Raw genomic sequence first — 17712 nt, 5'->3', positions numbered from 1 at the left:
GTATGCTATATCATCTTCTATACCTAAAACCTAATGATATATAGACTAATTCCATATGGGAACAGTTGATAAATGACAGAATTAAAACGAAATTAGAAAAAATACATATATAATGGTAGAATATGGTTGGTTAACCTGTAGATGAAGAATCAATAAATCTATTATTAAGGGGGAATTAATTTGGGGAATAGGAACAAAAGAATGAAAAATTATTTTCAAAGGTTAGTAGCTGTAAGTGTTTGTTTTTTGTTAGTTTTTCTGGGGAGCAATTATTCAAAAGCCGAAACTGTTGCACCAATAACATTAAATCCTAAAGATGTAGAAGCGTTCACCAATAAAGTAATCCCAGAGAAAATGAAAAAAGAAAACGCAGCTGGTGTAGCTCTTGTCGTGGTAAAGGATAATCAAATTCTATTTCAAAAGGGATTCGGATTTTCCGATAAAGAAAAGAATACCCCCATCGATCCTAAAAAAACAGTTTTTCGATTAGCGTCAATATCAAAAGTTTTTACTGCTAGTGCTGTCATGCAGTTAGTTGAACAAGGGAAAATTGATTTAAATAAAGATATAGTAAATTATATGGGGGGATTAAAGTACCAAAATAACATGGGTGAACCAGTTACAATGGAGCATTTACTTACCCATACAACAGGGTTTGATTACGTAGATCCTAGACCAGAGGACATCCATTATCAAGATAATGATTATACAATGCTTAAAGATTATGTAGAAGATAATATGCCCACAGTAGTGAGAAAGCCAGGAGATACATATACATATGATAATTTTGCTTCTATGCTTCAAGGGTATATTGTTCAAAATCTGACAAACACACCTTTTTACAAATATATGGCCAAAAATGTTTTTTACCCTTTAGAAATGCATAATAGTAGTTTTGTTATGACAAATTTTATTAAAGAAAAGTTAGCAACAGGATATGATGCTAAAGGTAATGTTATCCCATTTTATCAAACTAGACCAACAGATATGCCACAAGGGAGTATGTTTTCTACAGGGAGTGATGTAGCCAATTTCATGATTGCTCAATTGAATGATGGTAAATTTAAAAATAACCAAATACTACAAAAAGAAACTGTAGAAGATATGCAAAAAACAAAATTTGCTTTACATCCCAAATACCCTAATATGACATACGGATTTGAGTTCTTTTCACCGCAAAGTCATAATGGGCAATATGTGTTTGGCAAAGGTGGAAATATACCAGGTTTTTCATCTTTAATGTGGTTAATTCCAGAGCATAAAATTGGAGTTTTTGTTGTTACAAATAAAGATAGTTCAGCACTACCTGTTGAAGTATTTGATGATTTTATGAATGAATATTTCCCAGATAAGACAAAGCCTGAATATTTGAAACCTAATGAAGAAGAATTAAAGAAATTTGAAGGGGTTTACCGTGATTTGAGATTAAAAAACTTAATGTCACATGTAAACATAAGTGAAGGAAAATTATATGTAAGTGATAAAGCATATGGTAAACAGGAGCTAAAACAAATAGACCCTTTACTATTTGAGGATGAAAAAGGGAATTATATGGCGTTTAAACTTCACAAAGATGGTACCGTGAAAGAAATGATACATTGGAACTCTGGTAGTTCAGCAGTGAAGCTAAGTGAGCCTGAGAGATTTAAAGACGTAGATGAAAATCATCCATATGCTAAGTTTATAAATCCTTTACATCAATACGAGGTATTACAAGCAAATAAGGAGGGGAATTTCACTCCAGAATCTTCTCTTACACGAGCAGAATTTGCATATTGGTTATCTCAAATTGCTTACTTTACGCCACCTTCAAAAAAAGAACCAGTGTTTTCTGATGTGAAAAATCATCCATATGCACCACATATTCAAAAGTTATATGAAATTGGTATTTTATATGAAAAAGAAGGGGAACAATTCCATCCAGACCGTGCAATTACTAGACAAGAAGCAGCATGGATTACCTGGCAGTATTTAAAAATGTTAGGAGCGCCATCTGCAGATGCAACATTAAAGGGAGAAACTGATGAATGGGCAATAGAATCCGTGAAAAACATTGTAGGTCATCGTTTAGTAGGACCTGAGGTTATATATAATGAAGATGGATCAGCAGACTATCTATCAAAACAAAGTATGAAACGGCAAGAGGCAGCTGCATTATTATTTTACGTTTTATTATCTAGTTAATTTGTTTTGAGATAAATTTCACAAAGAGAGAAGATCTAAAGCGCTTGAAATAATGCACAGAAAAAGAATAATCTTTGACCAATGATTATTCGTAACAAATAGAGGTGGCGGAGTTATAAGCATACTCCAAATCTTAAGTATAGCTGTAATTAGAAGGATTTCATAAGTGTTTTGTAATATAAGGAGCTCCTTTCAGGGGAGCTTTTTTTATATTATTATTAATAATTTCATGTACCGTAATTAATAATAATATAAAAACCTATAACAAGGGGATTCAGTCCAAGACAGGTCACAGTAATACATTCGTTACCGCCTTTCTTTTTTTGAAGGAGATTTTAGTATTTTGAAATAGCGCAAACATTGCTATCAAGTTAAGATTATGCAAAGTCAATTTAAGACGAAATTGTTCTTTTTTCTAAAGGGAGAGTATATTGCTTTAACTATTGTAAATAATTTTGAGTCCGATAGATCTCTTATTCTTGGCATAAAATTAAATCTTAATAAATGGGTAAATCCGAAAATCTATTTTGTGTAACCGACTGTGTCTGTATACAGCAATATGACTTTACTTGGTGTAATAGGTATGATAGGCTCGTTATTCAGAAAAGATTCCGATTGAGAAAAGCACATCCATAAAGGAGGATTGGTAATCATGAGTGATAAAGTACTTATTGTGGAAGATGAACGTGAAATTGCCGATTTGGTTGAGCTATACTTGAAAAACGAGAATTATACGGTTTTCAAATACTATACTGCTAAAGAAGCGTTGGAATGTATAGACAAGAATGCGATTGACCTTGCAATATTGGACATTATGCTTCCCGACGTAAGTGGTCTCACTATCTGTCAAAAAATAAGGGAAAAGCATACCTATCCAATTATCATGTTGACAGCGAAAGATACAGAAGTAGATAAAATTACTGGGCTAACAATTGGCGCGGATGATTATATTACAAAGCCTTTTCGTCCACTAGAGTTAATTGCGCGAGTCAAAGCGCAGTTACGCCGGTATAAAAAATACAATGGAGTAACGGCACAGAACGAGAATGTTATCGTCCACTCTGGTCTTGTTATTAATATAAGCACGCATGAGTGTTCTCTGAACGAGAAACCGTTATCTCTCACTCCCACCGAGTTTTCAATCCTGCGTATCCTCTGTGAAAACAAGGGAAATGTGGTTAGCTCTGAGCAGCTGTTTCATGAGATATGGGGTGATGAATATTTCAGCAAGAGTAATAACACTATCACCGTGCATATCCGACATCTGCGAGAAAAGATGAACGACACGGTTGATAATCCGAAATATATAAAAACGGTATGGGGGATCGGCTATAAAATTGAAAAATAAAAATAAGAATAAAAAAATCGATTATTCAAAATTAAAACGGAAACTCTACCAATATATCCTTACGATTGTCATGGCAGCAGTTGTATTTGTGCTGTTTTTACGTCTATTTATCCAAGGAACACTTGGAGAGTGGATCGTACGTTTTTTGGAAAACAGTTATCATTTAGAGCGTTGGGACGCAATGATAATATATCAGTATACTATACGGAACAATATAGAAATTTTTATTTATGTGGCGGTTGCCATTAGTATTCTTATTCTATGCCGAGTTATGCTTTTAAAATTTGTAAAATACTTTGAAGAGATAAATACCGGTATTGATATACTTATTCAGAACGAAGATAAACAAATTGAGCTTTCTGCGGAAATGGAGTTCATGGAACAGAAGCTCAACACGTTAAAGCGAACCCTTGAAAAGCGAGAGCATGATGCAAAGCTGGCCGAACAAAGAAAAAATGAAGTTGTTATGTACTTGGCACACGATATTAAAACGCCTCTTACATCAGTTATCGGTTATCTAATCCTGCTTGACGAAGCACCAGACATGCCAAGAGAGCAAAAGGCAAAATATGTGCGTATTACGTTAGAAAAAGCGTATCGCCTGGAACAGCTAATTGACGAGTTTTTTGAAATTACGCGATATAACCTTCAAACGATTACGCTCACGAAAAAACATATAGATCTATATTATATGTTGGTGCAAATGACTGATGAATTTTATCCCCAGCTTGCCGCGAAGGGAAAACAGGTGGTACTCCATGCTTCTGAAGATTTGACCGTATTTGGTGACCCTGATAAGCTAGCGAGGGTCTTTAACAATATTTTGAAAAACGCTACTGCATACAGCAAGGACGACAGCGTTATTGACATTAAGGCGGACCTATCCGAGGATGTGGTATCTATCGTTTTCGAGAACGCTGGATATATCCCGAAAGATAAACTCGCTACCATATTTGAAAAGTTTTACAGATTGGATGATGCCCGTTCTTCTGATACGGGCGGCGCGGGACTTGGATTGGCGATTGCAAAAGAAATCATTGTTCAGCATGGTGGACAGATTTACGCGGAAAGTAATGATAACTCTACGACATTCACGGTAGAGCTTCCAGCCTTTCAAGACTTGGTTGATAAAGAGGGTTCATAGAAAACAATCATTGTTTCTTAAGGAATTCTTAAGGTTATCTCTACTTTTTCTTAGGAAATTAACAATTTAATATTAAAAAATGGCTCGTTCTTATGCGGTAGATTTAAACCATAAGAACGAGCTTTTTTTATTTCGTCAAAGAAAGATATGATAACTTATGCGTGGATTAAAATAGATCAAATGTTTAGAAAAAGAGTGACACAAATATTTCTTTTCCTTTTAACGAATTGTGTCAAATGAGCAATCTGCTGTTTTGGATGTACCTGCACACCACTGAACAGAGTATCCACATAGATATAGCTTCGCTTTGCAGAAAGTAATCGTTAAGAGTTACATATCCGAAATCTTCAGCGCTGAATCAGCGTGACATCATCATCAAGTCATTTACTTAAGGAGGAAGCTGAAAATGAAGAAGTAGTGTTTTTTATTGTTATTTTTCTTAGGTTTTGCTTTCATGAATAAAGCACTGTTTTTTCAGAATAAAGTAGAGGTACAAAGATATGATCAAAATCACAAAGATAACATAAATAATACAGGGACTACCTCAATTATTCAAAAGAAAGAGATTGTAAAAGAACAGATCTATCAAGGGAATTTGCTCTTAATTAACAGGAAATAGCCTATTCGCTATGTCGGTTTGCCTCACAGTACGATTATGCAAAAAATGAATTTAGCCTTGGAAGAATACCTGGATTATTTAAAAGAAGAAGAGAGCATTTCAGCAAGCATTGATGGGAAAAAAATATACGATTTCATATTATCCCTTTTTTCAAAACAAGACAATTGACGTTGAAATACCAGTAAATGAATTTTTTGAAATATCTGGAAATAACAAAGATGGGGTGATTGTGACCACCTGTGCTTGAATTATATTCTAAAATGACAAAGTTATAGATTACAATGTAAAGTTAGGAGATTTTAAATGCATTCAGGAGTTTTAATTAATTATTTATATACTTATTTTTTTACTATTATTTTTTGTATAGTGTTTCAAATTGGATTTTATTTTAAAACGAAAAAAAATATATCTATTCAGCATTTTGTATGGGTGTATGTTTTTCTATTCTACCTTTCACTAGTGTATAAGGTAACGCAGATAGGGACTATATGGGACATAGGTAGATACGAAACATTAATTCGTGCAAATCAAATTAACTTGATTCCATTTGCTTCTGAAGGTATGACTACTTATGTCTTAAACATTTTACTGTTTATGCCATTAGGTTTTTTATTGCCGACTATTTGGCCGCAGTTTAGAACAATGAAAAGTGCTGCCTATGCTGGATTCGGTTTTTCATTGGCTATTGAGTTAGGTCAATTGCTAGATAATAGAATTACAGATATTGATGATTTATCTATGAACACCCTGGGAGCAATTATTGGGTATTTATTATATAGAGTATTATTCAAAATGATATATAAAAGAGATGAAAAAAAGATTGATAATAATATTTCTCTAGTAATAAAATACGAGGCTATTTTTTATTTAGTTTGCTCATTTATAGGTATGATGTTGATTTATTATCCAGTTTTATTTAGACGGCCTCTAATCCTTCAATAAGGTGATTAAGATACTGTCAGATAATATACATATAGCAAATTGATTCTTAAATAATAGGATATTACATATACCCATTTATATTAAATTCTCATAGAAATTTTTCAAAACTATTCTTACTGAAAGTTGAGTGGTTATTGAATTGATTTCTATTGCTCCCGTTTTATATCAAAGTACTAGCCTTTAATTAACAATTATATCCATTGTAAAAAAATAAGATAGGCTTTAATATTTACCAGTATTTAAATGCCGAAAATTATTTAAGGCATTTCAACCAAAATTTAAGAGGAGCATACAATGAATAAACTAAAAAGGTTACTGAAACGTAAAACGACTTGGATAATTCTTATCCTATTCGTATTTATTTATGTAAATAACAGTTCTTTTTTTGCTAAGAGGGACGATGGAACTCCTCTTCTTCTTGCTCACCGAGGACTTTCGCAAACATTTAGCATGGAAGAGATTGAGGGTGATACATGTACAGCAGAACGTATAAATAAACCTGAACATTCTTATTTAGAAAATACAATTCCATCTATGGAAGCGGCATTTAAAGCTGGAGCTGATTTAGTAGAGTTTGATGTTCAACCAACTAAAGATAATAATTTTGTTATTTTTCATGACTGGACTCTTGATTGCCGTACTAATGGTAAAGGTGTTACAAGAGATTTTACAACAAAAGAATTACAAGCACTTGATATTGGTTACGGTTATACAGCTGATGGGGGTAAAACATTCCCGTTTCGTGGCAAAGGGATTAATCTTATGCCAACACTTGATGAAGTACTTACCCATTTTCCAGACCGTCCTTTTCTTATTCATATTAAAAGTGATGATGAAAATGAAGGAATTCAATTGGCTACTCACCTCAAGAAATTACCAGCGAAACGCCTTGATCAACTAACTGTATATGGTGGCGATAAACCAATTGCTGCTATAAAAGAGCGCATCCCTAGTTTACGAACAATGTCAAAAGCGACCATGAAAAAAGATCTTATTACTTATATGGCATTAGGATGGACTGGCTACATACCTTCAAGCCTGAAGCATGGAGAATTACATATACCAGACAAAGTAGCTCCTTGGCTTTGGGGATGGCCAAATCGTTTTCTTAATCGAATGGATAAAGCAGATACTCGAGTTATCATTGTAGGAGGAAATGGGTTTGGGTTTTCAAGTGGATTTGACTCATCTGAAGATATAAAACGCCTTCCTGACGATTATACAGGTGGGATTTGGACAAATCGCATTGATAAAATAGCACCTGTATTTAAGAAATAAGGGGATAATATAACAGTCGAAGTTCTTTCATCTGTTTAACCATTTATATTTTAAAAGAAGACTTATTAATAATTTTAAAGGTTTATATACCGATAAATACCCCTGATTTCCTATGAATAATGGAAATCAGGGGTATTTTTTGAATGAATGGAACTTATTTTATTTATATTCAAACAGAAGTACGACAATGATTAAATAATTACTCGCAAGATGTAAAAAATGAGCTGAATCCTCATAAATAACTAACTGTAGAAAAGTGAATTTTTCGTTTGGGGGTACTTTTAAATCTTAGGTTGATGGGCATGTGAAGGTACCCCTATAAGGAATTTATATCTTAATAGTTTTATAAATAAATAATATGAAATTATTCATATTTATACAAAAAATTCGAAAATAATTATATATTAAGTTTTGCAATTATATCTTTTAAATTACTCATATTGAAGGGGGAAAACGAATGAAAAAAACAGTTATTACATTGCTTGCTGCGGGAACAATGTTAGGTGCTCCTTTTTCAACTGCGTTTGCAGAAGAACAAGTCTCTCAACAAGAAGCAATGGATAAAATGGAGGTACTACAAAAAAATTGGAATGAGGAACAGGGAAGTCCATCATTTCTTTCAGGTGATTTATCTGATAAAAAGGTAGAGACTCAAAAAGCGGTAAAAGAGTTTCTTGAAGAAAATAAAGAATTATTTAAAATAAATCCACAAAAAGATTTAACACTTAAAGAAGTGAAATCAGATGATTTGGGTATGAAACATTATGTTTATACACGATCTATAAATAAAATACCTGTTGACGGTGCACAATTTATTGTACATACAGATAAAGAGGGGAAAGTAACAACGGTCAATGGAGATGTCCATCCAGCTGCAGAGGAGAGTTTAAAGGGGAATACAAAAGCAAAGATTACAAAGGAAACAGCACTTTCAAATGCTTGGAAACATATTAAACTTACAAAAATTGATACGCTAGTAAAAATGGACGGGAATGGATTAGATCAGATAAAAGAAAACTTAGAGTCTACTAATGAAACAGCAGATTTAGTTGTATATGAAAAAGATGGAACATACTATTTAACGTTTAAAGTGAAACTACAATTTATTAAACCTTATGGTGCTAACTGGCACATCTATGTTAATGCGGAAGATGGAACAATTGTAGATTCATATAATGCAGTTACAGATGCAGATAGTGCTCATAAAGGCTACGGATATGGGGTATTAGGTGATAAAAAAGAATTGAATACAACTTTTAGTAGTGTAAAGGGAAAATACTACTTAAAAGACATAACAAAACCTATGAATGGTGGCTACATTGAAACATTTACAGTTAATCATAGTGATGAAGATTATCCAATAAATTATCGTCTATTTGATGAGGATAATGCTTGGACAAATAAAGATCAAGGGCCAGCAGTTGATGCCCATTATCATGCAGGAAAAGTCTATGATTATTATAAAAACGTTCATAATCGTAACAGTATTGATGGAAAAGGTAAAACAATTCGCTCGGCTGTGAATTATGGAGTTAACGTAAATAACGCATTTTGGAATGGCCAGCAAATGATATATGGGGATGGAGATGGTCGCAGATTTATTCCGCTTTCTGGTTCTCTTGATGTTGTGGCACATGAATTAACTCATGCTGTTACAGAGTATTCTGCTGATCTTCGTTACGTAAATCAATCAGGTGCATTAAATGAATCTTTCTCTGATGTTTTTGGCTATTTTGTTGATCCTACTAATTGGGATGTAGGAGATGCTGTATTTACACCTGGTGTTTCTGGGGACGCACTGCGAAGCTTATCAAATCCTGAGAAATATGGACAGCCTGCTCATATGAGAAACTATCAATATCTTCCAGAAACTGAAGAAGGAGATAATGGTGGAGTGCATATAAATAGCGGTATTCCGAATAAGGCTGCATATCTGACAATTAATTCTATTGGTAAAGAAAAGGCAGAAAAAATCTATTATCGTGCGTTAACAACATATTTGACTCCAACTAGCGACTTTAAACAAGCTCGTACTGCTTTATTACAATCTGCGGCTGATTATGATGGTTATGATAGTGTAACGTATAAAGCTATAGAAAATGCTTGGAATCAGGTCGGTGTAAAATAATTTAATTTAGTTACTATAGGCTAAGAATTATAGCAATTAAAACTAAAAAAAGAAAAGAACACACTTGTATAATGCAAAAAGGTGTGTTCTTTTTCGTTGTTTTTTGTATTGTTTAAGAACTAGAGTCCAAATTTGGTTATTTTTAAAATTAATCAATACAGTAATACTTATGCATTTATTATATTTAAAAGAGCTATTTCATTGAAAATAATAGATAATTCTACTTTACTAATAAGGTTTACTTCTCCTCTTTCAACATCAGCATATAGTATCTTCGGTAACCTCAATAATTTCACTCAATTGAATATGAGTCGGAGCTAATTTCCATGTAATTAGTAATTTTTTCACATGAATACCTAACGCGTTATAAAAACCTCCCGTATTTAACTAACAATTCCTCTATCTGATTAAATAAAAGTAAAATTGAATAAAGGCTAAGATTGAAAAATATAAAAGATGGAAGTAGCATAGGGGGATTTACGCATAAAGTAAAATTGATGGTAAAGTTAACGGAATTTTCATTTAAGTCAGATAAAAAGGTGGTGTTTTTAACTTATAATAATGTTAATACAATGAAAATACGGCTGCGAATTATTTGTTTTAAAAATCAAATTTAGATGGGAAGAGGATAATGAAGACCAGAGATAGTTATAAAATTATTGTAATTGGTGCTGGGACTGCAGGAATATCTTCTACTGCACATTTGTTACGAAATGTACCCCTATTGAAAGAAGATATAGCAATTATTGATCCATCAAAAAAACATTATTTCCAACCACTATGGAGTTTAGTGGGGGGAGGAATTGTTTCAAAGGAAAGTACGATGCGTGATCAAGAAGTGCTTATTCCAAAAGGTGCAACGTGGATTCCTAAAAGTGTCGTTAAGTTGTTTCCGAAAGAAAATAAGCTACTTTTAGATGATGGATTGCTGCTTGAGTATGAAATTCTTATTGTAGCAGCCGGTATACAAATAAATTGGGATGGTATTAAAGGCTTGAAGGAGTCTATTGGGACTAATGGGGTTTGTAGCAATTACTCTTATAAATATGTTGATTCTACTTGGAGAGAAATTGAAAAATTTAAAGGAGGAAATGCAGTTTTTACCCACCCAAACACTCCTATTAAATGCGGTGGTGCTCCACAAAAGATTATGTATTTAGCAGAAGAGTATTTTTCTAATAGCGGTATAAGAAACAAAAGTGAAGTAATGTTTTATACGGCGAACGCTAATATATTTCAGGTTCCACGTTATGCTAATACATTAGAACAAGTACTAGAAAGAAAGCAAATTATAACGAATTATAATAAAAACTTAGTAGAAATTATTGCCGAAAAAAGAGAAGCAATTTTTGAAGATACGCAAACACTGAAAAGAGAAACTGTACCATACAGTATGATCCATGTTGTTCCACCAATGGGGCCACCTAATTTTATTAAAGAGAGTGAGATAAGTGATTCTCAGGGGTGGGTAGATATAAGCCCTTATACTTTGCAGCATGTACAGTATAAGAATATTTTCGGACTTGGAGATTGTACCAATTTACCCACCTCTAAAACTGGAGCGGCAATTCGAAAACAAATACCTGTCTTAAAACAAAATATTATGGACGTACTTAACGGAAGAGACTTGCATGCTAAATATGATGGATATACATCCTGTCCGATTGTTACAGGTTATAAAAGTCTTATACTCGCTGAATTTAACTATGAACATGAGCCTCAAGAAACATTTCCGTTTAATCAAGCGAAAGAACGATATAGTATGTTTTTACTTAAAAGATATATGTTGCCCTATATGTATTGGAATTTTATGTTGAAAGGGATGCTATAGGAGAAGATAGAAAGCAGTTATACAAATTGAAAAGTAATTTGAAATAACTATTTGGAGGGAATAGCTATGCTTTTAAAATATTTTTATGATGAAAAATTAGCACATGCTTCCTATTTGGTCGGTTGTCAGAAGGAAGGTGTAGCAATTGTAATTGATCCAGGTCGCTATATAGAACAATATATCGACTTTGCTAAGAAGGAGGGGATGGAAGTAATTGCTGCGGCTGAAACTCACATTCATGCAGATTTTCTTTCTGGGTCTAGGGAACTTTCTAATCTTTATGATGCAAATTTATATTTATCTGATGAAGGAGATTATGATTGGAAATATCAATATCTTAATGAAGGTCGATATAATTTGGTTAGAGAGGGCACAGAGTTTAAAGTAGGTCATATAAAATTTAATGTAATTCACACACCAGGGCATACGCCTGAAAGCATATCTTTTTTAGTAACTGATACAAGTCAAAATAACCATACGAATGATAAGCCAATAGGAATATTCACAGGTGATTTTATATTTGTAGGAGATATAGGAAGACCAGATTTATTAGAAACTGCTGTAGGTATGAAAGATACTGCAAAAATTGGAGCGAAACAATTATTTGATTCTATACAAAAAATAAAAATACTCCCTGATTATTTGCAAATATGGCCATCACATGGTGCAGGAAGTGCATGTGGAAAAGCATTAGGAGCAATTCCAACTTCTACATTAGGTTATGAAAAGATGTTCAATTGGGCATTTCAGTGTAATGAACAAGGAGATTTTGTATCGACTTTATTGACGGGACAGCCAGAGCCTCCAAAGTATTTTTCATTAATGAAAAATTTAAATAAGTACGGTCCACCAATTCGTAAAAAAAGAGAAGTTACTGCTATTAATACAGTAGAAAAACTTCAAGAAGTTATGAGGAGCGTTCAGCAAATAGTTGATATAAGGGATGTAGAGAGTTTTGCTTCTGGTCACATTGAGAAATCAATTAACATACCGTATAACAATTCTTTTACAACTTGGTGTGGATGGTTACTAGATTATAAAACAGAAACTTTAATCATACTAGATGAGGAAAAGGTTAGAGTGGAGGAGGTTATTAGAGACTTTGAATCTATTGGGCTAGATAATATTATCGCTTTTGTACCTTTAAAGGTAATACAAAGATTGAATAGATTAGAAAGTTATAAAGAAGACACATCGATCGAATTATATCCACATATAAAAGGTGGGAGTGTTAAGGTAATCGACGTGCGTAGTAAAAAAGAGTGGGAGGAAGGACATCTTCATGATGCGATACATATCCCTTTAGGTAATCTATTTGAACAGATAGATTATATACCGAAAGATTTCCCAATAGTTTTACAATGTCGAACCGGATTGCGTTCCGCTATAGCAGCTAGTATTTTACAAAAAGCTGATATAAAAGAAGTAATTAATTTAAAGGGAGGATTTCTTGCATGGAAAAAAGAAGAGCTTCCTTATAAAACATGTAATCGCAATGTGTAGGGAAATAAATTTTATTAATTTATCCGATAAGGAAAATTGCGGATTATATAGGAGTATATCTATATATAGGAGCAATAGATGATTTATTCTATAGACCTGAATTTATTCAGAATTATGCTGATGAGCAAATAGAAATAGTTTTATCAGGACACGCTCATGGTGGACAATTTAGGTTACCATTTATCAGCAAATTAGTGGCTCCAAATCAAGGTGTTTTACTTAAATATACAGCTGGTTTATATGAAAAACAAAATACGTCTATGGTAGTAAGTAGAGGATTAGGCAATAGTATCATTCCGCAAAGAATTTTTAATAGGCCAGAACTTGTAGTCGTACAGTTAAATTGAACTGTACGATTTTTTGTACAGAAAAAATAGGCCATATGCATTTTATACAAGTTAACATTACAGTTTTGTTAAAAATTTTCTACGTTACATAAAGTAACAAAATTTGACCCGGAGAGTTTGTTATAGTGTAAATAATCAAAAAAATTAAAAATTAGTCGAGTGAAAAGTGTGATAAGCAAGTCAGTAAAAAACTTAAAGGGGTGTACACATGCATAAAGAATATGAAATTGAAGAGTATACGGCGATTGAGGAACAAATACATTATTATTGTAAATGTTTATTAGTAAGTCATCCTGATCAAATTATAAAGTATTTAGAAAAAAGGTTAGAAAAATATGCAGAAACATTACAATATGCACATTTATATCCTGACACAGTTATTTTACCGTTACAGCAATTAGTTATCGAATATTCTTTAGATGTTGCTAGAATTAGGAAATATATGAATTTAAAAACGTAAAATGAAATATATAATTTAAATGAAACAGAGTCGACTTTAAGAAATGAAATTCTAATGTCGACTCTGTTTCATTGTTTAAGATCGAAAATACATACTAATCAATGAAGTTTGACATATAATTACGCAAGAGTAAAATAAAAGTGAGTACTCACTCATTTTGAAAAGGGGGAAGAATACATGCAGCAACATGCCATTATTTTACGAACCGTGTCAAAAAGTTTTGGGAAAAAAGAAGTGTTACACAATCTTTCATTGCAAGTTGAAAAAGCAGAGATATTTGGTTTAGTTGGGCCTTCAGGTTCAGGGAAAACGACTCTTATTAAATTGATTGCAGGTATTAATGAGGCAACGAAAGGTGAAGTACTTGTATACAACACGAACATGCCTAATTTAAATGAAATGAAAAGAATTGGTTATATGGCTCAGGCGGATGCATTATATGAAGAACTATCAGCATATGAAAATGCAGATTTTATTGCAACGATGTATGGATTAAAGGGAAAACATAAAAAGGAAAGAATCGAAGAGGTTTTTGACCTTGTACAATTATCACAACATATAAGACAGCAAGTGCAGCATTTTTCAGGTGGGATGAAGAAGCGTTTATCATTAGCGATAGCACTCCTTCATGAACCTGAAATATTAATTTTAGATGAGCCAACAGTGGGGATAGATCCACTTCTTAGAAAAACAATCTGGGAAAAATTTTATGATTTGAAAAAGAAAGGCACAACTATTATTGTAACGACGCACATTATGGATGAAGCTGAGTTTTGTGAGCGTTTAGGGTTGATTAGAGAAGGAAAGCTAGTTGCGACTGGAACACCTGAAGAATTGAAAAAACGGGTATCATCAGGACGGATTGAAGATGTCTTTTTGTTGGAAGAGGTGGCCCTATCATGAGAGTTACTGGTGTAATCATTCGTATTATTCGCCAATTTTTTCGAGATAAACGTTCGTTAGCGATGATGTTTGGGGCACCAATGTTATTACTTTGGTTATTGTCTCTAGTGTTTACACAAAAAGACTATGTACCGCATATTGCTGTAGTTGATGTGCCTGCTCCTATTGTAAAAACAATGAAAACTCAAGAAGCCTCAATTTATGAATACGGCAAAGAGAAAGCAATTTCAGAGTTAGAACAGCAAAAGGTAGATGCAGTAATTTATTTAGAGAATGGGAAAATGAATCTTTTATTAGAAGGAAGTGATTCATCAAAAAATCGTGCTGTACTTCAAGTTTTACAAAAGAGTTCAGAAAAGAATGATGTATCAGTTATGAAGCCTGAAGTAAATTACTTACATGGCTCTAAAGACTTTACAATGTTTGATGGGCTTGGCCCCGTATTGATTGGTTTCTTTACATTTTTCTTTGTATTTATATTATCTGGAGTTTCCTTTGTTAGAGAACGTTTAAGTGGTACATTAGAGAGGTTATTGTCCACTCCAGTGAGAAGATGGGAAATAGTTGTAGGATATATTATTGGTTTTGGAATCTTTGCATTTATACAATCAATTATAATCGTGAATTTTTCAGTTTATATTTTAGACTTGTATGTAGCTGGCTCCATATGGCTAACGCTACTTATTACATGTATGCTTTCTTTAACAGCACTAACTTTAGGGACATTTTTATCAGCATACGCAAATAATGAATTTCAAATGATTCAATTTATACCGCTTGTCATTGTGCCACAAATTTTCTTTTCTGGGTTGTTTCCAATTGAATCTATGAATAAGTGGCTACAAATGTTAGGGAAATTATTTCCGCTCACATATGGAGCTGACGCAATGAGACAAGTGATGATTCGAAATCAAGGATTTACAGAGTTTGCGTTAGATCTAACTGTATTACTACTTTTTTCTCTATTATTTGCAATAGGGAATGTATTTGCATTAAAGAAACATCGGAAAATATAATGATGATACAAAGGGGCATTATAGATGAAGAAGGATTGGTTGGATGAATTAATTGCCGCAACTAATACGGATAAACGAAATGAACGTCAAATGCGTATTTTAGAGGCAGCTGTTGATATGTTTGGAGAAAAAGGATATGCATCAACTTCTACAAGTGAAATTGCAAAGCGTGCTGGTGTAGCGGAAGGAACAATCTTCCGCTACTATAAAACGAAAAAAGATTTATTGTTAGCAGTCGTCATGCCGACATTAACAAAGTTTGCTGCACCATTTTTCGTACAAGCCTTTGCAAAGGAAATATTTAAATCGAAGTATGAATCATATGAGGGACTTTTACGAGTTGTCATTCATAATAGATTTGAATTTGCTCAAAAGCACTTTCCTATGATTAAAATATTAATTCAAGAAGTACCATTTCAACCAGAGCTAAAAAATGAAATACAACAATTAGTAGAAACGGAACTGTTTTCACATTTCAAAAAGTTGATTGTGAAGTTTCAAGATAAAGGAGAAATTATTGAGATACCACCATCTTCTGTATTACGTCTTACTTTATCAGCTGTATTAGGTTTACTATTAACACGATTTTTATTATTGCCTGAAGAAAAATGGGATGATGAAGTGGAAATTGAAAATACGATTCAATTTATATTGTATGGATTAACGCCACGAATCTAACTATAACAACATTTTAGGGGTTTGATTTTTGGTATTTAAATAAATGTAATTTAATAGGTTTAATCATAAGTAAAAATATGTTGATGTGTGAATTACATATACTATTTTTAAGCAAATAATAAATCGCCTTTAAAAAGGCGATTTATATTCATTATACAATTTTGATAAATAAGTACTTGTTTACGAAAAACATTCTAGATTAACGTACTTCTTTGTCTCTTCTTCTAAGACCTAATAATCCTGCTAGACCTAATAAACCCAGCCAAGCCCAATTATTATTTCTATCATGATTATTATTTAAATCATTTGTCGTATTTACATTTCGAGTTCTCACATCATTATTAACTCTGTTCAAGTTATTATCATTAACTCGAGTTGACATATCAGTGTTATTAACTCTATTCATATGATTTCCATCGTATTCAGCTTGGGCAGATGTGCCGAAAAACATAATAGATAGTGCTAAAACACTTAAAATAGATGATAATTTTTTCTTCATAAATATCCCCTCCTTTCTTATGTATTAATTTCTCCATTGCTTTTGTACATTATTCGTATCACAGTATCTAAATCATAAAGTTAAAATTATTAGAACTATCTTTAATCTCCATTATTAAAAGGACAGGTAAATACAACGAAGCGGTTAACAAAAGTTAACCGCTTACGCCATGTTATGCTTGATCAGATTGAAGAACATGTAAAGGAGGAGGAATAATCCAGCCTTTTTTCTTATTTAACCGTAGTAAGGTAGCACCTGCTTGTGCCTTTTTCATATGGAATTGTCCAAACATCATTCCTACGTCTTCTCGAAGTGATTGTCCCATCGCTTGGCTACATGCTACTAGTCCAGCAGCAAGATCCATAGAAACTTTAGCTGCAATTTCTGCGTCATTAATACGAGCACCAGGAGGGATTGTTTCAATAGATGCAACTGGACGCTCTGGAGGTGCTGGTGGTAATGCCACACCGTTTGATTTTAACAAGTTTTTTAGTTCTTCAACTTCTGATTGGATATCATTTTCTATAAGATTTTCTAAAAACTTTTTTAAGTCCTCGTCTCCAGAATGATTGACAAGAACTTGGTAACCAGCAATTGCACCTTGTGCCCCTGCAAGATAACTCCAAATTGCAAAGACTTCTCCGTAATGCATTGGTTCATTTTGGGGATTACCACTTAATACTCCCATTTTAATATGCCTCCTTAAAATGAATGGATTTTTTGAAATATTTTTTACCAAAGAAAAAATGCTTCTGAAAATGTTCCGTAATAAAGAAAGTAGGTTTCTAAAATTCATTTGGAACACCCTAACTACAAGTAATACTTTCTCAGT

Annotated in this window: 14 protein-coding genes and 3 pseudogenes; 14 read left to right on the top strand and 3 right to left on the bottom strand. The window is 33.0% G+C overall.

Translation table 11 applies throughout. The features are described 5' to 3' along the window. Window positions 1-201 precede the first annotated feature (201 nt). Window positions 202-2184 carry a serine hydrolase domain-containing protein gene (locus tag QCI46_RS15020; RefSeq protein ID WP_353841877.1) on the top strand — a complete coding sequence of 661 codons (1983 nt, stop codon included), beginning with the start codon at window positions 202-204 and terminating at the stop codon, window positions 2182-2184. Between the two features lie 420 nt (window positions 2185-2604). Here the strand turns inward: QCI46_RS15020 and QCI46_RS29905 are convergent. Next, window positions 2605-2736, bottom strand: a pseudogene (locus tag QCI46_RS29905) (Tn3 family transposase); the annotation flags it as partial. A 100-nt stretch (window positions 2737-2836) separates the two neighbouring features. Between QCI46_RS29905 and vanR-A the strand changes: the two are divergent. The 13 genes and pseudogenes from vanR-A to QCI46_RS14950 all read left to right on the top strand — a co-directional run bounded on the left by vanR-A (window position 2837) and on the right by QCI46_RS14950 (window position 16381). Continuing rightward, window positions 2837-3532 carry a vancomycin resistance response regulator transcription factor VanR-A gene (gene vanR-A / locus QCI46_RS15010; protein ID WP_001281104.1) on the top strand — a complete coding sequence of 232 codons (696 nt, stop codon included), beginning with the start codon at window positions 2837-2839 and terminating at the stop codon, window positions 3530-3532. Beyond that, on the top strand, window positions 3522-4676 hold the full coding sequence (gene vanS / locus QCI46_RS15005) for a vancomycin resistance histidine kinase VanS (protein ID WP_195756760.1): 1155 nt from the start codon (window positions 3522-3524) through the stop codon (window positions 4674-4676). The genes vanR-A and vanS overlap by 11 nt, the downstream gene beginning before the upstream one ends. A gap of 622 nt (window positions 4677-5298) precedes the next feature. Next, a pseudogene (locus QCI46_RS29900) lies at window positions 5299-5542 on the top strand (D-Ala-D-Ala carboxypeptidase VanY); the annotation flags it as partial. Window positions 5543-5598: 56 nt separating this feature from the next. Then, entirely contained in the window at window positions 5599-6237 is a 639-nt protein-coding gene (locus QCI46_RS14995; protein WP_048561045.1) for a VanZ family protein, read from the top strand. Between the two features lie 294 nt (window positions 6238-6531). Further along, window positions 6532-7515 carry a glycerophosphodiester phosphodiesterase family protein gene (locus QCI46_RS14990; protein WP_353840713.1) on the top strand — a complete coding sequence of 328 codons (984 nt, stop codon included), beginning with the start codon at window positions 6532-6534 and terminating at the stop codon, window positions 7513-7515. A 457-nt stretch (window positions 7516-7972) separates the two neighbouring features. Next, complete coding sequence (locus QCI46_RS14985; protein ID WP_353840712.1) at window positions 7973-9643, top strand: M4 family metallopeptidase; 1671 nt, start codon at window positions 7973-7975, stop codon at window positions 9641-9643. Window positions 9644-10274: 631 nt separating this feature from the next. After that, window positions 10275-11474 carry an FAD/NAD(P)-binding oxidoreductase gene (locus QCI46_RS14980; RefSeq protein ID WP_353840711.1) on the top strand — a complete coding sequence of 400 codons (1200 nt, stop codon included), beginning with the start codon at window positions 10275-10277 and terminating at the stop codon, window positions 11472-11474. 66 nt (window positions 11475-11540) lie between these two features. Beyond that, a complete protein-coding gene (locus tag QCI46_RS14975) occupies window positions 11541-12977 on the top strand; it encodes an MBL fold metallo-hydrolase (RefSeq protein ID WP_353840710.1) in 1437 nt (478 codons plus the stop codon). Window positions 12978-13060: 83 nt separating this feature from the next. After that, a pseudogene (locus QCI46_RS14970) lies at window positions 13061-13324 on the top strand (metallophosphoesterase); the annotation flags it as partial. Between the two features lie 208 nt (window positions 13325-13532). Continuing rightward, complete coding sequence (locus QCI46_RS14965; protein WP_000548621.1) at window positions 13533-13784, top strand: hypothetical protein; 252 nt, start codon at window positions 13533-13535, stop codon at window positions 13782-13784. Between the two features lie 177 nt (window positions 13785-13961). After that, complete coding sequence (locus QCI46_RS14960; protein ID WP_353840709.1) at window positions 13962-14687, top strand: ABC transporter ATP-binding protein; 726 nt, start codon at window positions 13962-13964, stop codon at window positions 14685-14687. Beyond that, complete coding sequence (locus tag QCI46_RS14955) at window positions 14684-15703, top strand: ABC transporter permease (RefSeq protein ID WP_353840708.1); 1020 nt, start codon at window positions 14684-14686, stop codon at window positions 15701-15703. Before QCI46_RS14960 ends, QCI46_RS14955 begins: the two co-directional genes overlap by 4 nt. A gap of 24 nt (window positions 15704-15727) precedes the next feature. Continuing rightward, entirely contained in the window at window positions 15728-16381 is a 654-nt protein-coding gene (locus QCI46_RS14950) for a TetR/AcrR family transcriptional regulator (RefSeq protein ID WP_060488911.1), read from the top strand. A gap of 199 nt (window positions 16382-16580) precedes the next feature. Here QCI46_RS14950 and QCI46_RS14945 read toward each other — a convergent pair whose 3' ends face one another. Together QCI46_RS14945 and QCI46_RS14940 are read right to left on the bottom strand one after the other, a co-directional pair. Beyond that, window positions 16581-16880, bottom strand: a complete 300-nt coding sequence (locus tag QCI46_RS14945) for a WGxxGxxG family protein (protein ID WP_353840707.1) — start codon at window positions 16878-16880, stop codon at window positions 16581-16583. A 172-nt stretch (window positions 16881-17052) separates the two neighbouring features. After that, window positions 17053-17568 carry a DUF3231 family protein gene (locus tag QCI46_RS14940; RefSeq protein WP_087986148.1) on the bottom strand — a complete coding sequence of 172 codons (516 nt, stop codon included), beginning with the start codon at window positions 17566-17568 and terminating at the stop codon, window positions 17053-17055. Window positions 17569-17712: the final 144 nt, after the last annotated feature.

Origin of the sequence: Bacillus cereus group sp. RP32 (assembly GCF_040459735.1) — a bacterium.
Taxonomy (GTDB): domain Bacteria; phylum Bacillota; class Bacilli; order Bacillales; family Bacillaceae_G; genus Bacillus_A; species Bacillus_A wiedmannii.
The sequence above is the reverse complement of the archived record's forward strand: the minus strand, read 5'-3'. Positions and strand labels throughout refer to the sequence as shown.

Coding starts and splice junctions, on each gene's coding strand:
- QCI46_RS15020 (WP_353841877.1), top strand. CDS start 202: ATGAAAAATTATTTTCAAAGGTTAGTAGCTGTAAGTGTTTGTTTTTTG.
- vanR-A (WP_001281104.1), top strand. CDS start 2,837: ATGAGTGATAAAGTACTTATTGTGGAAGATGAACGTGAAATTGCCGAT.
- QCI46_RS14995 (WP_048561045.1), top strand. CDS start 5,599: ATGCATTCAGGAGTTTTAATTAATTATTTATATACTTATTTTTTTACT.
- QCI46_RS14990 (WP_353840713.1), top strand. CDS start 6,532: ATGAATAAACTAAAAAGGTTACTGAAACGTAAAACGACTTGGATAATT.
- QCI46_RS14985 (WP_353840712.1), top strand. CDS start 7,973: ATGAAAAAAACAGTTATTACATTGCTTGCTGCGGGAACAATGTTAGGT.
- QCI46_RS14980 (WP_353840711.1), top strand. CDS start 10,275: ATGAAGACCAGAGATAGTTATAAAATTATTGTAATTGGTGCTGGGACT.
- QCI46_RS14975 (WP_353840710.1), top strand. CDS start 11,541: ATGCTTTTAAAATATTTTTATGATGAAAAATTAGCACATGCTTCCTAT.
- QCI46_RS14965 (WP_000548621.1), top strand. CDS start 13,533: ATGCATAAAGAATATGAAATTGAAGAGTATACGGCGATTGAGGAACAA.
- QCI46_RS14960 (WP_353840709.1), top strand. CDS start 13,962: ATGCAGCAACATGCCATTATTTTACGAACCGTGTCAAAAAGTTTTGGG.
- QCI46_RS14955 (WP_353840708.1), top strand. CDS start 14,684: ATGAGAGTTACTGGTGTAATCATTCGTATTATTCGCCAATTTTTTCGA.
- QCI46_RS14950 (WP_060488911.1), top strand. CDS start 15,728: ATGAAGAAGGATTGGTTGGATGAATTAATTGCCGCAACTAATACGGAT.
- QCI46_RS14945 (WP_353840707.1), bottom strand. CDS start 16,880: ATGAAGAAAAAATTATCATCTATTTTAAGTGTTTTAGCACTATCTATT.
- QCI46_RS14940 (WP_087986148.1), bottom strand. CDS start 17,568: ATGGGAGTATTAAGTGGTAATCCCCAAAATGAACCAATGCATTACGGA.